The 14,616-nt window shown below is 69.7% G+C and carries 16 protein-coding genes; 4 read left to right on the top strand and 12 right to left on the bottom strand.

Features of this window, described 5'->3' with window-relative positions; all coding sequences use genetic code 11:
- The coding region (locus NB3_RS35665) for a hypothetical protein (RefSeq protein WP_169810735.1) at nucleotides 1-290 on the top strand (290 nt) is incomplete at its 5' end.
- Between the two features lie 37 nt (nucleotides 291-327).
- On the top strand, nucleotides 328-1,407 hold the full coding sequence (locus NB3_RS22655) for a hypothetical protein (protein ID WP_157111956.1): 1,080 nt from the start codon (nucleotides 328-330) through the stop codon (nucleotides 1,405-1,407).
- A 260-nt stretch (nucleotides 1,408-1,667) separates the two neighbouring features.
- On the opposite strand, the gene NB3_RS22650 is transcribed toward NB3_RS22655, so the two are convergent.
- From NB3_RS22650 to NB3_RS22610, 9 genes are all read right to left on the bottom strand, one after another.
- A complete protein-coding gene (locus NB3_RS22650; protein ID WP_067806979.1) occupies nucleotides 1,668-2,438 on the bottom strand; it encodes a glucose 1-dehydrogenase in 771 nt (256 codons plus the stop codon).
- A 75-nt stretch (nucleotides 2,439-2,513) separates the two neighbouring features.
- Nucleotides 2,514-3,356, bottom strand: coding sequence for a helix-turn-helix transcriptional regulator (locus NB3_RS22645; RefSeq protein WP_067806976.1), 843 nt, complete (start codon nucleotides 3,354-3,356; stop codon nucleotides 2,514-2,516).
- 27 nt (nucleotides 3,357-3,383) lie between these two features.
- Nucleotides 3,384-4,619: a cytochrome P450 family protein gene (locus tag NB3_RS22640; RefSeq protein WP_067806973.1), complete on the bottom strand. Its 1,236-nt coding sequence runs from the start codon at nucleotides 4,617-4,619 to the stop codon at nucleotides 3,384-3,386.
- Nucleotides 4,616-5,887: a cytochrome P450 family protein gene (locus tag NB3_RS22635; protein WP_067806971.1), complete on the bottom strand. Its 1,272-nt coding sequence runs from the start codon at nucleotides 5,885-5,887 to the stop codon at nucleotides 4,616-4,618. Before NB3_RS22635 ends, NB3_RS22640 begins: the two co-directional genes overlap by 4 nt.
- Complete coding sequence (locus tag NB3_RS22630; RefSeq protein ID WP_067806968.1) at nucleotides 5,884-6,528, bottom strand: GTP-binding protein; 645 nt, start codon at nucleotides 6,526-6,528, stop codon at nucleotides 5,884-5,886. Before NB3_RS22630 ends, NB3_RS22635 begins: the two co-directional genes overlap by 4 nt.
- Complete coding sequence (locus NB3_RS22625) at nucleotides 6,509-6,874, bottom strand: DUF742 domain-containing protein (RefSeq protein ID WP_067806965.1); 366 nt, start codon at nucleotides 6,872-6,874, stop codon at nucleotides 6,509-6,511. The genes NB3_RS22630 and NB3_RS22625 overlap by 20 nt, the downstream gene beginning before the upstream one ends.
- Nucleotides 6,871-7,287 carry a roadblock/LC7 domain-containing protein gene (locus NB3_RS22620; protein ID WP_067806963.1) on the bottom strand — a complete coding sequence of 139 codons (417 nt, stop codon included), beginning with the start codon at nucleotides 7,285-7,287 and terminating at the stop codon, nucleotides 6,871-6,873. Before NB3_RS22620 ends, NB3_RS22625 begins: the two co-directional genes overlap by 4 nt.
- The gene (locus tag NB3_RS22615; protein ID WP_244892031.1) at nucleotides 7,284-8,681 is read right to left on the bottom strand and encodes an ATP-binding protein; all 1,398 of its coding nucleotides are present in this window, start codon (nucleotides 8,679-8,681) and stop codon (nucleotides 7,284-7,286) included. Before NB3_RS22615 ends, NB3_RS22620 begins: the two co-directional genes overlap by 4 nt.
- 450 nt (nucleotides 8,682-9,131) lie before the next feature.
- Entirely contained in the window at nucleotides 9,132-9,548 is a 417-nt protein-coding gene (locus NB3_RS22610) for a hypothetical protein (protein ID WP_157111955.1), read from the bottom strand.
- A 175-nt stretch (nucleotides 9,549-9,723) separates the two neighbouring features.
- Here NB3_RS22610 and NB3_RS22605 point away from each other — a divergent pair, with 175 nt between their 5' ends.
- Both NB3_RS22605 and NB3_RS22600 read left to right on the top strand, forming a co-directional pair.
- A complete protein-coding gene (locus NB3_RS22605; RefSeq protein WP_067807012.1) occupies nucleotides 9,724-10,131 on the top strand; it encodes a TIGR03668 family PPOX class F420-dependent oxidoreductase in 408 nt (135 codons plus the stop codon).
- A gap of 95 nt (nucleotides 10,132-10,226) precedes the next feature.
- Nucleotides 10,227-10,658, top strand: a complete 432-nt coding sequence (locus tag NB3_RS22600) for a nitroreductase family deazaflavin-dependent oxidoreductase (RefSeq protein WP_067807009.1) — start codon at nucleotides 10,227-10,229, stop codon at nucleotides 10,656-10,658.
- Nucleotides 10,659-10,668: 10 nt separating this feature from the next.
- On the opposite strand, the gene NB3_RS22595 is transcribed toward NB3_RS22600, so the two are convergent.
- From NB3_RS22595 to NB3_RS22585, 3 genes are all read right to left on the bottom strand, one after another.
- Complete coding sequence (locus tag NB3_RS22595; RefSeq protein WP_067806956.1) at nucleotides 10,669-11,886, bottom strand: MFS transporter; 1,218 nt, start codon at nucleotides 11,884-11,886, stop codon at nucleotides 10,669-10,671.
- Nucleotides 11,886-12,527 (bottom strand): GntR family transcriptional regulator, encoded by a 642-nt coding sequence (locus NB3_RS22590; RefSeq protein WP_067807007.1) that lies wholly within the window; start codon nucleotides 12,525-12,527, stop codon nucleotides 11,886-11,888. Before NB3_RS22590 ends, NB3_RS22595 begins: the two co-directional genes overlap by 1 nt.
- A gap of 605 nt (nucleotides 12,528-13,132) precedes the next feature.
- Entirely contained in the window at nucleotides 13,133-14,542 is a 1,410-nt protein-coding gene (locus NB3_RS22585) for an amidase (protein ID WP_067806953.1), read from the bottom strand.
- Nucleotides 14,543-14,616 lie beyond the last annotated feature (74 nt).

Here is a 14,616-nt window from a genome sequence, read left to right as displayed (position 1 = left end):
TAGAGCTGTTCGGCGACTGGGATGGGTTCATTGCGCCGGAGAACCGGGAACTCGCCGATGGATTCGTCCGGTTTCTCGGAGAATGCTATATACGACGGCACGGTGATATCACATGGACGAACAGTGGAAAGTCGGACTCGCCATTGTATCCCGATTTCGGGCCGGCGGTGAAAGTGCGCGATACACATAAGCTCGATTTGATGTTCGAAGCGAGTGATTTATTCCGCGAGAACTACGGTCCCCGGATGGTGGAGTACAGCATTGCTAAGGCTCATCGCGCGGCATGGTGACATGCATGTGTGAGTAGATGTTGAAGAGGGGGGCGCCGTGCCCGACGAGTACGACGATTACCGCCGAAGGCTGTCCAACTACGAAAAGGGCCTGTATTTCGAACTCGGTCGAGCGCTTGAACAAGGCGAAACGCCGGGGCGTGGTTGGGTCCAGCAATTCGCGATCAAGATTGACGGGAAAACTCGAAGACTGGATTCAGCCCGCACGGAAGGCCGAGGTATCCGAGGTGTCGAGCGCAAGTCGGGGCGAATCAACGAGCAAGAGACGCTGAGGCAGCTGAGTATCGAACGAGTCGGACTGGAATCCAGCCAACTGATCCATTCTCGATGGGAGACGGTGTCCGGCGAGAAGATCCCGCCAGCCGTGGCCGCCGAACTGCAGGCGATGGTCCGCGACCTCGGTGACAAATTCCAGCACGTGATCATTTCACGCGCTGACGCCCTGCGCGCGATGCGACTCGGCCAGTCGCTGGTGTCTCAGCAATTGGAGCTGATCCGGCCGTACGAGTTGAATCGAGCCGACCGGGCGCGGGAACGGCTGGCGAAGATTCGCCAGATCGTGCGGGCACAAGAGCGAGCCGAGAAATTCCGGCGGATGCAGCAGTTCCGGGAAGCCGCTACACGTGGTCGGTTGGATGCGCCGCAGGTCGAACGCGACCGGCAAGCCCGAGCAGACGCCGAGCGGGCCAGGCAAGCACGCCAGACGCCGGAGACCGAGCGGGCACGGATCGAGCGGGAAGCCGCTGAACGGGTGGCGCAGGAGTTTCCGGTGCCGAGCCAGTATCAGGAACGCGAAACCTCCGACACCGGCGAACAAGCGGCTCGAGAAGCGGCCGACGTCGCCGGCGTGGAGCGCGAAGCGGCCGAGGCGCGCGCGGCGGCAGCCGAGAAGGAGCGGGAGGCGGCGTCGAAGGCGCTGGACGAGGCTCGGAATGCGGCGTTCAAGGAGTTGGACGAGAAAGGCCGTCTGTCGGAGGTCGAAAGACTTCTGTGGTTGGGACAGGCGCAGCACCCGCAAGCGGCGGTGCGGCAGCCGCCCGGTCACGCGCCGGGCGTGGCGCGTGGCGGCACCGGACACGGACAAGACCGCGCACGCGGAATAACTCGTGATCGATAGCCATCAGTGCCGCGCCCTCGCGTTCGCTCGTCCGTGCGGAATGCTCTCGCATTCGTTGCACCGCCGCTGACCGGGCGTCCGCAGTCGGCCACCGATGTCCTGCGATGTGAACCGGACCTTGCGGGTGCGGCTGACCACCGCCACGCCTACCCGCACTCCCGCACCTGAACTCGGCCTGCGTCGGCGGGCCCATCCGGGAAGCCGTCATCGAACCCGTGCACCGAGAAACGGGTTCCCGCCCGGGACGCGGTGCGGGCCGGTCAGATCAACTCCCGGGAAACGGCCGCGACCAGACCACCGTCGATGATCAGGTCCTGTCCGTTGACGTAGGACGCCTCGGCGGACGCGAGGAACGCCACCGCGTCGGCCACGTCCTCGGCGGTGCCGAGTCGGCGGCTCGCCACTTCGGCGAGCACGGCGGTGTGCGCGTCGGGGCTGACGTTGTCGTGGAACATCGGAGTCTCGATATAACCGGGGCTCACCGAGTTCACCCGAATCCCCTTGGGACCCAATTCCGCGGCGAGGGTGCGGGCCAGGTTGTGCACGGCCGCCTTGGTCGCCGCGTACAGCGACGCGCCTGGCAGGCCGCGGTGCAGGGTCCACGACGCGTTGATGACGATCGCCGCATGCTCGGACAGCAGCGGCAGCGCCTTCTGGACGGTGAAGAACACGCCCTTGAAGTTGATGTCCACGACGCGCGCGAACTCGTCCTCGGTGATCTCGGCGTTGGGCTGGAAGGATGCGACGCCCGCGTTGGCGAACACGACGTCCAATCGGCCGTGCCGGTCGCGGACGGCGGCGGTGAGCGCGTCGAGATCGGCGAGGCGCGCCGAATCGGCCTGGGTCGCGAGCACCCGGTCGCCGCCGTCGAGTGCGTCGACCGCGGCGTCCAGCCGGGCCTTGTCCCGGCCGGTGATGACCACCTGTGCGCCTTCGGCGAGCAGCCGTCGCGCGGTGGCCAGCCCCATGCCGCTCGAGCCGCCGGTGACGAGTGCGACCTTGCCGTCGAATCGGGAGTTGTTGTGCGTCATGAGAATGAGCGTGCCGAAGGTCCGCGCTGGCGAACAGTGTCCAGTCGACCTAGGTCTGGCGCCACCAGGCTGCGGTCACACCGGGGCGGTGACGGCGACGCGCATCAGGTCCTCCACCCGCTCCGCGCACTCCGGCTGCGGGTTGTAGAGCACCAGGAACCAGCCGGGGTGGTCGGCCACCGCGAGGGTGGTCGTGTCGAACACCAGGTCGCCTGCGTCGGGGTGGCGTACCGCCTTCACGGCTTGGACGGCGGCGTCCACGTCGTGGCGGGCCCACAAGCGGGCGAATTCGGGGCTCTCGGTACTGAGTTCGCCGACCACCCGGCCGAATTCGGGGTCGTCGGGAGCGTAGGCGGCGTCGGCGCGGAAGGCGGCCACGACGGCGGGCGCGATCGCGGTCCACGCCACGTGCATGCCGCGATACCGGGGGTTGCGGAAGAAGGAGACCAGGCAGTTGTGGTCGGCGGCGGTGAATCCGAAGACGGTGCGCGCCGCGTCGTTGACCGCGAGCAGATTCCAGTAGCGGTCCCGCAGCACGGCGGGCCGCGTTCCCCACGCGTCGAGCAGTCGGCGCAACTGCGGGGTGACCTCGGCGTCACGCGCCGGGCCCGGCGGCGGCGGATTGAGACCGGCGAGCAGATACAGATGCCGACGCTCCGGGCCGGACAGCCGCAGCGCCGCACCGACCGCGTCCAGCACCTCCGCCGACACCGTGATGTCGCGGCCCTGCTCCAGCCACGTGTACCAGGAGACGCCGACTCCGGCGAGCAGCGCGACCTCCTCCCGCCGCAGGCCGGGCGTGCGCCGCTTTCCCACGGTCGGCAGACCGACGTCGCGCGGCGTGAGCCTGGCTCTGCGGGTGCGGAGGAAGTCGCGCAGCTGCGCGCGCCGGTGCGGCGCCGGGGGATCACTGGCCATAGGCACGACAACAACCCATGCGCCGGATCAGTTCCCCAGATACACCGGGAACGCCTCGAGGTCGTTCTGGGTGAGCACCGGCAAGTTGCGGATCTGTTCGACCGGCACGGCGAAGCGCAGGCCGGGGAAGCGGGCGAACAAGGCGGGCAGCGCGATGCCGGCTTCCAGCCGGGCGAGCGCCGCGCCGGGGCAGATGTGCGGGCCGTAGCCGAAAGCCAAGTGCCGATTGGCGGTCGGGCGGGAGACGTCGAAGTCGTCGGCGTCCTCGCCGTGCACGGCGAGGTCACGGCCGATCGCACGGTAGGACATGACCACGCCCTCGCCTTTCTCGATGACGGTGTCGCCGACGGCGATGTCCTCGGTGGCGAAACGCATCAGCAGATGGGTCACCGGGCTGTCCCAGCGCAGGGTCTCCTCCACCGCGTCCGCCCAGGTGCGGTCACCGGCACGGACGGCGTTCAACTGCTCCGGTCGCTCGAGCAGGGCGCGCACGGCGTTGAGGATGAGACCGATCGTCGTTTCGTGCCCTGCGGCCACCAGCGCCTTGAGATTGCCGACCACTTCCTCTTCGGTCAGCGGTTCGGTGTCGTCGCCGCTGACGATGAAGGCGCTGGTCAGGTCGTCGGTCGGGTCGGCGGTCTTCTTGCGCACCAGGTCGGTGAAATACGCGTCCAGCTCGTCGATCACCCGCAGCCGTTCGTCCTGCGGCGTCAGCAGCGAGAAGAACGCCTTGTACCAGTCGAGCAGCATCGGGTGGTCGGCACGGTCCACGCCCATCAGCTCGCTGATCACCCGCATCGGCAGCGGGTAGGCGAACACCGTCTTGAGGTCGACCGCCGCGCCGTCGCGCCCGGCTGCGGCGAGGTCGTCGAGCAGTTCGGCGGTCATGCGCTCGATCGCCGGGCGCAGCGCGTCGAGCCTGCGCTTGGTCAACGCCTGGGTGGTCTTGATGCGGAGCCTGCGGTGCTCGGGACCGTCGACGGTGAACATGGAACGGCCCGCGTCGATCATGCCGATCAGCGGCCACTGCCTGGTCACCGCGCCGGACCGCCACAGCGACCACGCCTCGATGTCCTTGACCAGCCTGGTGTCCACGAGCAGTTGCCTGGCCAGCGCGTGCTGGGTGACGGTCCAGGCGGGCACGCCGAGCAGTTCGATCCGGGTGAGCGGACCCGCGGCGCGCAGCCTGCTGGTCTCTCCGGCGAGGTCACCGACCATCGGATCGATGACAAGGGCTGCTGCGTGCGGGCATTCTCTGCTCACGGGGTACCTCCGACGGCGCGAACGGGTGTGAAGCGGACGGGCAGGGATGTCATGCCGCGCAGGAAGGCCGACGGCCGCCGGACCAGGTTCTGGGCGGGCACCGCCAGATCGAGGTCGGGCAGCCGATCGAGCAGGACCTCGATGCCGGTGCGCGCGATGACCTCGGCGATCTCCTGCGCGGGAAACGGGCAGCGGTATTCGCCGTAGCTGAACGCGAAGTGCGCGCTGTTACCGGTGTGCGCGGGATCCGCGCCGTCGGAGACATGCTGGCGCACATGAGGATCGGCGTTGGCCGCGGCCAGACCGAGCAGCAGCATGTCCCCGGCCCGGATGACCTTGTCACCGAGCCGGGTGTCACGCGCGGCCCATCGCCCGGCGAGGATCTGGGTCGGCGTGTCCTCCCACAGCACTTCGTTCATCGCCTGGCCCACACTGTGGCGGCCGCCGCCGAGCGCGGCGGCGAACCGGTCGTCGGTGAGCATCAGCCGCACCGAGTTCCCGATCCAGTCGGCCGTCGGCAGATATCCGGCGGCGGTGATCGCCATCAGGTCCAGGACGTATTCCTCGTCGGTGAACGGACCGGGATGCGCCAGCATCCAGGACACCAGGTCCGCGCCCCGCGCGACCTTCTTGGTCGCGAGCAGGCGCCCCATGTGCTCGGCGAACTGCTGATGTGCGGCCTGGGCGTCGGCTCCGCCGTCGGCGAGGGTCTTCATCGTCCACGCCAGCCGCGGGCCGTCCTCGTCGGGGAATCCGAGGACGCGCGCCAGGGCCAGCACCGGCAGCGGCTCGGCGAAATCGGCGACCAGCTCCGCTTCGCCGCGCCCGCAGAACGCGTCGATCAGGCGGTCGGCCAGGTCCTCGCACGCACGGCGCAAGGCGAAGGTGTCGATCCTCTCCAGCGCGGGCTCCACCATCGCCAGGTGCCTGCGGTGCTCCGCGCCCGCGGTGAAATAGATCGACGGCATCGGCTGCCCGACCATCGGCAGCAAGGGCCAGTCCGGAGGGATGTTCGGCCACTGGTTCCACCGCCCGACATCGCGGGGGAACAACTCGGGATCGCTGGTCACCTGATGCAGTTCGCGGTAGCCGATGACCAGCCACGCGGGAACGCCACCGGGCAACTCCACGGCGACCACCGCGCCGTGCTCCCGGCGCATCTCGTGATAGAGCTGATGCGGGTCGGTATGAAAACGCGGGCCGCTCAACGTGACCGGCGCGTGGTGGACGGGGCAGCTGTCGGTGGAACTCGGCGCGGGCGTGGTCATGACGCGGCCTCCGGAGTCGGGATCGAGGGGCGCAGGCCCGCAGGGGAGGGCGCGCGGGAATAGAGGTGTTCGACCAGGGTGATCAGCACGCCCTTGCCGGACTCGCGCGAGCGGGCGTCGCAGTCGATCACCGGCACATGCGGATCCAGGTCGAGCGCGTCGCGGACCGCGTCGGGGTGGTGGCCGTCGCCGAAGTCGTTGCAGGCGACGACGAACGGCGTCCGCTGGTGTTCCAGGCGGTCCACCGCGTACCAGGAATCCGCGATCCGGTGCGGGTCGACCAGCACGATCGCGCCGAGCGCGCCGGTGAACAGCCGATCCCAGAGGAACCGGAACCGTTCCTGTCCCGGTGCGCCGAACAGGTAGAGCACGTGTTCGTCATCGATGGTGATGCGCCCGAAGTCGAAGGCGACGGTCGTGGTCGATTTGCCGGGCGCGCCACTGGGGTCGTCGATCTCGAGTCCCTCGTCGGTCATGATCGCCTCGGTGTCCAGCGGCCGGATCTCGCTGACCGCGCGAACCATCGTCGTCTTGCCGACGCCGAAACCCCCGACGATGACGATCTTCAGCCCCCGCGTCGTCGCACGGTGCAGGGGCGCGTCCGCGCGGGCGGGACGCGGATCAGAGTTTGCGAAGTCCAACGAGCACCTTCTCGAGCGTCGTGGTGTCGGGCAGGCAGTGCCAGGGCGAGCCGGACGGGCCGGCGTGTGGCGGACGGACGGTGATCTTGCCCGCGAGCAGCAGGTCCGACAGCAGGATGGTCGTGATGCCGACCGGAATCCGCAGCTCGGCCGCGATTTCGACGACGGCGGTCGGCGCCTGGCACAACTCCAGGATCGCCACGTGCTCGGACTGCATGCCCGGCGTCGGCGCGCATTCGCTGACCACCAGGGTGACCAGATCGAAGGTGTCGGAGTCCGGTCTGCTCCGCCCGCCGGTCAGCGTGTACAACCGATCGGGGTCGTCGTCCCGGCCTGGTCTGCTCACGGCACGCCCGCTCCAGGGAAGCGCGGCGTGGCCGCCAGGTGCTCGCCGAGTTGTTCCACCAGCTCCCGCATGTTGTGGCCGACCAGTCCGGCGTCCGCGTCCTCGGCGGCGACCACCGCGATGTGCGCGCCGAGCCCGGCTTCCACGATGAACAGGATGCCGCCGTAGAACTCGGTCATCGACTGGCGCACCCCGGCCCGGCCGTCGCCGAATTCCACCGACGCGCCGTGCGAGAGGCTCTGGATGCCCGCCGCGATGGCGGCGAGCTGGTCGGCGCCATCGACGGTGAGTTCGGGCGTGTGACAGATCTTCAACCCGTCGCTGGACAGCAGCAGGGCATGCCTGCTGCGCGGTGTGCGGGTGAGCAGCTGTTCCAACAGCCAGCTCAGCTGGGCGGTCTCGGAGGTCGTCATCGTTCGTTCTCCACGGAGACGGAAGGGGCGGGGGGAGTGGCGGCGGCGCTGCCGCTCGCGGACCCGGTCACCGCGCGCTGGAACGCGCCGAGCGAGTCCGGTCGTGCGGCGGGAGGGGTCGGTGCGACGGGCTCCGGCGCGGCGAGGCCGTCGGGGTGGACTGCGGCCAGCGTGCTGCCTCGACGCCGTTTGGGCAGTGTCCGGGCGGCGGGAGCTTCCTCCGCGATGGACGGACGCACGGGCTGCGGATCGGCGGGCGCGTGCTCCGGCGCGGCGGTGCGGGCGCGTTCTCGCGCGACCGGCAGCGTGCCGGTGATGGTGGACGGCTGGGGGCGCTCGGCGCGGGTGGTGAGGTCGCGCGGGATCACCACGACCACGGCGGTGCCGCCGATGGCGGAAGGCCGGAAGGAGACGGTGAGCCCGTGCTTGCGCGCCAGGTTGCCCACCACGGCGAGGCCGAGTCTGGTCCCGGTCAGCGAGGACAGGTCGGCTCCGGCACCGCGGGCCTCCGGCCCGGTGGCCGAGACCGCCGCCTCGGCGCGGCGCAGCGCGGACTCGCTCATGACCAATCCGCTGTCCTCGATGGTGATGATCACGCCCGCGGGCACCTCGGCGGCGTAGACATGCACCTCGGTGGTGGGCGGAGAGAAGTTGCACGCGTTGTCGAGCAGCTCCGCGAGCGCGTGCATGACGCCCTCCGCGGCGTGACCGGAGACCGCGATATCGGCGATCGCGCGCAGCCGCACCCGCTGGTAACCCGCCACACGGCCCATCGCGCCACGCAGAATCGATTCCATCGCAATCGGTTTGGCCCAGCGGCGGCCGGATCGCGCGCCGCTGAGCACGGCGATGCTGTCGGCGAGCCTGCCGGCCTGGGCCGTGCGGTGATCCAGTTGCAGCAGATCGGCGAGCACGGTGGGATCGCCGTGGCGGTGCTCCATCTCGCGCAGCTCGGCGAGCATGCTGGTGGTCATCGCCTGCATACGGCCCGCGGCGCCCGCGAAAGCCGCCATGGCCGCGGCGCGACCGCTCTCGCTGCCCTTCGCGCGCGCCTCGTATTCGACGGCCGCCGCGGCCGCGGCGGCGACCTCGACTTCCGCGCCCCTGGCGACGCGCGCTCGGTCCTGGATGGCCTGCTCCGCGTCCCGCCGGGCGTGCCGGGCCTGCCTGCGGAAATGGACGGCCGCCGTCGTGGCGGCGCACAGGGCGACGGCCGCGGCGGCAGCGCCCGCCGCGAGCGGGATCCGGAATTCGGCGGGCGCGTAGTACACCGCCGCGGTCACGATGGCGGCGCTGGCGATCAGGCAGGCCGACAATATCGCGAACGGCGGTTTCGGGCGCCCGGCGGCGTCCTCGCCGGGCTCGCTCGCCGCCGCATTCAACAACTCTGACAAATTCCGTACTTCCGCACTCGCGCTTGCCGCAGGAAACGGCGCATCTGCCATCGTCCGCGTGTCTCGGCACCCCAAATACGCAGACCGACAAGCAGTTTCGAAATATCGCGGCCCGAGCATAGCGGCGTGGGCGGTGCCGCGCCACTTGGGCGGATTTCGGGAGAACACGGCACCGGCGGATATTCCAGCTGCCGTACCGATGCTCGGATTACGCTGACGACGCGTCGCAGCGGCGCGCTCAGTGCGAAATGAGTGAATTCTCGTTTGCCTGTAATTCACTATCGGTGTGCTGGGGGCGCTTAGGTGCGGCCGAATCACCGATGCGATAGGTGAATTTCGAATTATCGACGCGTCATGTTTTCGCGTCCGCGAGCGGCGGTGCCGCCGGGTGGGCGGAGTGGCCGGCCCGCCGGGCTTCCCGGGGGCCGAAGCCGAGCCGCTGTCGTTCGATCAGAGTTGCGCGGTTTGTTCGCACGGGGGCAGGCCGTCGGCCTGGCGGAGTACTTCGGCGACGGACTCCAGGTACAACAGGGTGCGCAGCGACACGCCGTTCACGGCTTGTCCGAGGCGGCGCAGAGCCGAATTGTCCAGGTGCGCGATCACTTCGGCGTCGTCGGCCCGGTCCGGACCGGGATCGAAGACGAAATAGCTGGGGTCGAGCCCGAACACGTGGGCCAGCCCGGCGCGGGCCTGTTCGGGAAGCGTGGCGAGGTCTCCGCGCCGAACTTTGGTCAGGTGACCTGGTTCCAGGTCGTACCCGGCTGCGGTCACCCATGTCTCGACCGTATCGTCGGCGAGCGGGCGCCCGTGCGCGCGCTCCCACATCTCGAACGCTAGGTTCAGCCGGGTAGTGATATCGATTTCCACAACCGCCTCCACCTTCTGGCGACATAGCCTGTTGACGGGTCACACATTGACTCGACCGTAGCGTGGCGGTAGTCGATCGCTGTGATTTCACGGCAAATGTCCGGTTGCATAGGGGGCGGAACATACTCGATCCCCGATTTCCGGGGACGGCGAGTTCGAGGAGGCGGGTGTGCTGCTGGGTTCCGAGGAAGCGCGCAAACGATTCGCGACCAGTCCGGTCGGGCGGTTGGCAACCGTTTCGCCGCAACTGCGCCCGCATGTGGTGCCCATCGTCTTCGCCGTGGCGGGGGAGGTCGTCTACACCAGCGTCGACGCGAAACCGAAGACGACAACGGCGTTGCGCAGGCTGGCCAACATCGCGGCGAACCCCGCGGTCGCCGTGCTCGTCGACCGCTACGACGACGACTGGACGCAGCTGTGGTGGGTCCGTGCCGACGGAACGGCTCGCATCGCGGACGGCGCCGAGGCGCGAGCGGCGATCGGCCACTTGACCGCGCGCTACTCCCAGTACGAACGGCAGCCGCCGCCGGGCCCGGTGATCGCCATCGACGTCTCGCGCTGGTCGGGATGGTCCGCCCGCTGAGCGAGCCGCTCCGCTTCGGGTACAGTCCGATTCGCGGTCTCCCACTGCGGGAGTCGCCGAGCCGAACCACCCGTCGAGCCGATCGTGAGGATCGTATGCCCTCGAATTTCGCGCTGAAAGCCATGAATACGGCGCATCGCGCGCTGTTGAAGATCAGCTTCGGGAAGCTGGGCAACGATTTCTCCGGCATGCCGTCGCTCGAGCTCACCACCACCGGCCGCAAATCAGGTCGGCCGCACGCGGTGATGCTCACGGCGCCGATCATCGACGGCGACACTTACGTCGTGGTCGCCTCCCGTGGCGGCGACCCCGTCCATCCGGCGTGGTTCCTGAATCTGCGCGACAACCCGGATGTGCTCGTATCGGTGCGCAACGGGCCGAAGGTGCCGATGACGGCGCGGGTGGCCACCGCCGAGGAGCGGGCGGCGCTGTGGCCGCGGGTCACCGCCGCGCAGCCGGTCTACGCCGGTTATCAGACGAAGACCACCCGCGAGATTCCGCTGGTCCTGCTGACCCCGAAGAGCTGACCGCCGTCGGTCAGGCGCGATAGTTGCGCAGCACCGGGCCGAGGCATCCGGCCGCCGCGAGCGCGCCCGCGGCGAACATCGCCGGATAACCGAGACCGAACGTGTCGTGCAGGAACGAAAGCAGGGCCGGGGTGCCGAATCCCAAGTAGCTCGCCGAATAGAACACGGCGGTCAGCCCGGCCAGATCGTCCGGGCGGGCGATGCGTTCGATCTCCTGTAGCCCGGCCACCAGTCCGATGCCGTATCCGGCGCCCAGCACCACGGCGGCGGCCACCGTCGCCCACAGGGTCAGCAGACCGGAAGCCATCGCGGCCAGCGCCATCCCGAGTGTGACCGCGCTGAGCGCCACCGCGGCCGCCCGCGCGGTGCCGGGCCGGTCGATCCGGCGCGCGACGGACTGGACGGCGAACCCGCAGCCCAAAGTGATGACACAGATCATGGCGGAGAACGCGATCGGCGCCGCGCCGACCCAGGGCGCCATCAGCGCGGGAAGCACCGCGTACGCCGTCGCGGCGGAGGTGAACAGCCACAACGCGGCGGGCAGGGCCACCGCACGGAAGCGCGGGTGCCCCGCAGGGGGAATGCGCAGGTCGTCGCGGAGGCTCCCCGGATTCCGCCGCCGGGGGACGGTTTCCGGCGCACGCCGGACCCACACGGCGGCGACCAGGCACAGCGCGACGTTGATCAGATACGCAAAGGTGTTCGGCCACGGCGCCCATTGCGCGAGCACACCGGCGCAGCAAGCGCCGACGGCGAAGCCCGCGGTGAGGCTCATCGCGGAGCGGCGCGCACCCGTGCCCGCGGGAAGCTCCGGGCCGTGGGGAGGTTGCGCCAGCTCTTTGAGCCAGCTGCCGCCGACCGCCATCGCCAGCCCGAGCGCGACGCCGCACAGCACCCGTCCCCCCGCCATGACCGGCACCGACGCGGACCCGAACGCGAGCAGCAGCGATCCGGCCGCGGCGATCAGCGGTGCGGGCCGCAGCAGGGCGCGGCGGCCGTAGCGATCCGACAGCGGGCCGCCGATCAGCAACGCGGGCACGATGCCGAGCACGTAGTAGAACAGCAACAGGTCGACGGTCGTGGCCGCCAGTCCGTCGTTCTTGTACATGACCAGCAACGGCGTGAATTCGTTGCCGCCCCAGGCGATCGCGAACATCGCGGCGGCGACGCCGCGCCATCGGCTCGGGACGACCAGGTCGCGGGGCGCGGGGGCGGTGAGTGTCGCCATCACCGGCCTCGTAGTTCCAGTTGGTGCACGCCGGACAGATGCTCGACCAGCGCGTCGGCGAACCCGTCCGCGTCGGCCGCCGCGACCAGGTCGGCCAGTCGCGCGTGCTGCTCGATGATCCGGGTGATGTCGACCGGGCCGCGGCGCAGGGCGACGCTGTTCATCCGGCGCTGGCGTTCCCGCAGCGAGTCGTAGAAGCCCGACAGCAGCGGATTGCCTCCGGCCAGGACGTAGGTGCGGTGGAAGTCGGTGTCGGCGAGCGCGAAGCCGTCCAGATCGCCCGCGGCGGCCAGGTCGCGCTGCCGCCGGATCGAGGATCGCAACGCCTCGACCAGCACTCCGGTGTCGTTCGCGGTGGCACTGCGGACCGCGGCGGTCTCCACCACGTACCTCGCGTGCGCGACGTGCTCGGCCTCGTCGGGCGGGATCGGCACCACCAGCGCGCCGCGCTTCGGGTACAGCTTCATCCATCCCTCGGTCTCCAGCCGGAGGAACGCCTCGCGCACTGGCGTGCGGGACGTGCCCAGGTCGGCGGCGATCTCCCCCTCGCTGATCAGCTCTCCGCCCGCGAGCGCGCCGGACAGGATGCGCTCCTTCACGGCACGATAGGCCTGCTCGGCGGATGAATACGTCTTAGACACAAGTTGTATCTTACGGGCGGCTGCGCGGTAGATATATCGAGGGGTCGGGTCCTCGATCTGGCAGATCTTCGACGGAAACGCCCACGTCGTCCTCGGCGGCGACCGCCGAGTCCTGACCACCGGCGACCTGTTCGTTGTGCCCTCGTGGATCCAGTGGTCGCGGGAAGCGAGACGGGTCTCGACCTCTTCTGATTCTCCGACGCCGGGATGCCCGTCGTTCATGACGGGCATCCGGAGCAACATCAGGCGGTAGCAGTGGGTGTCGGTTCTCCCCGGCGCGCGAGGAGCCCGAGGGCGGTGACTTCCACGGTGCGGCGGACCACGTCGACGAAGTCGATAAAAGAGTCGGGCCGCGCAGATCGGAGAACGATCAAAGCGCGGCGCGGAGGACCGCTCATGATGCGGCGCGGACGGCCGACCAAGACGCGGTACGAACCCCCCGATCGGCGCGCGGCATGGCCACTCGCGGCATGCGGCTGCGCATACCGGTGGGGACGGTGCGGCGCGACGCCGAGCGCGAACCGGGCCGCGCATTCGGGCGCGCTCACGGCGTGCGTCGCCGGAGCCGGTGCTTTCAATTCCGGCGCGATGTCGCGCAGGTCGGACTAGCGGTTCGAGAGGCCCGCCGGGCGAGGATGCGGGCGCGCCTGCTCGAGCTGCGCGGCGATCGGGAGAATCGCCGTCTCACCGTTGGTGGGGCCGACCAGCTGCACCGACAGCGGAAGGCCGTCGTCGCCGACGCCGGCGGGCAGCGAGGCGGCGGGGTGGCCGGTGACGTTCCACAGCTCGGTGTAGGCGACCATCGGGATGGAGGCGAGCTGGGCCCGGACCGTATTCGCGCCGTCGAGCACGCCGAGGCGCGGCGGGCGGATCGCGATGGTGGGTGTCAGCAGCAGGTCGCATTCGGCGAAGACGCGGTCCATCTTGCGCGTCAACGCCTGGCCGCGCCGGATCGCCCACTCGACGACCGGCCTGCGCGCCCACGCGCCGACCGCGACCGTCTGCTTGGTGCGGCGTTCGAGCAACTCCGGATGATCGATCTCGGCCAGTTCGGCGCGCACCCCGCCGAAGAACTGCGGGAAGAACGCGTGCATGGAATCCGGGTAGCTCAGGTCGATCTCGGACACCGTATGGCCCAGTTCGGTGAGCAGCTTCGCAGTGTCGCGGATGGCGCGCACGTGCTGCGGATCGAGTTTCACCATCAGGGCGTGCGGTTTGGTGCTGTAGCCGATGCGCAACGGCCGGGCCGGTTCACGCGCCGCAGCCTCGAACGAGGTAGCCGGTTCCGGCGCGCGGAATCGGTCGGTGGGGGTGCTGCCGCGAATGACGTCGTAGACGACGGCGGAGTCCAGCACGCCACGGGTCAACGGCCCGGCGACGCCCAGCGCCCACCACAGGTGCTCGTTCGGGGCGATCGGCACGCGCCCGCGTTGCGGTTTGAGGCCGAACAATCCGCAGCACGCCGCCGGAATCCGGATCGACCCGCCGCCGTCACCGCCCAGCGCGACCGGCACCAGTCCGGCCGCCACCGCGGCGGCGGACCCGCCGCTCGATCCGCCCGCGGAGCGGCTCCGGTCCCACGGGTTGCGGGTCACGCCGAAGGTGCTGGATTCGGTGAAGGGCCACTGCCCGAATTCCGGCATCGCCGTCTTGCCGACGATGATCGCCCCGGCCGCCCGCAGCCTGCGCACCACCTCCGCGTCCGCCACGGCGGGCGTGGCGTTCGCCCTGGTGCCGAAGGTGGTCACCACGCCGGCGACGTCGAACTCGTCCTTTACCGCGACCGGAATCCCGTGCAGCGGGCCGACCGTCTCGCCCGCCGCCCGCTCGCGGTCCCGCTCGACGGCCGCCGCCTTGGCCTCTTCGCGCAGGACATGGGTGAAGGCGCCGAGATCCGCCGCCGCATCGATTTCGTCGAGTGTCGCCTCGACCAGTTGCTCCGCCGAAAGGGCGCCCTGAGCCAGCAACTCGCGCTGTTCGAGCACACCCGCCGACACGACCTCCCGCAGATCCATCCGCCACCGCTCCTTCCGAGCCGCGCGACGACGCGGCTGTCGCCGATGCCGACGCTCTCGACCGTATGCACTCC

This window comes from Nocardia beijingensis NBRC 16342 (assembly GCF_001612785.1).
GTDB lineage: Bacteria > Actinomycetota > Actinomycetes > Mycobacteriales > Mycobacteriaceae > Nocardia > Nocardia beijingensis.
The sequence above is the reverse complement of the archived record's forward strand: the minus strand, read 5'-3'. Positions and strand labels throughout refer to the sequence as shown.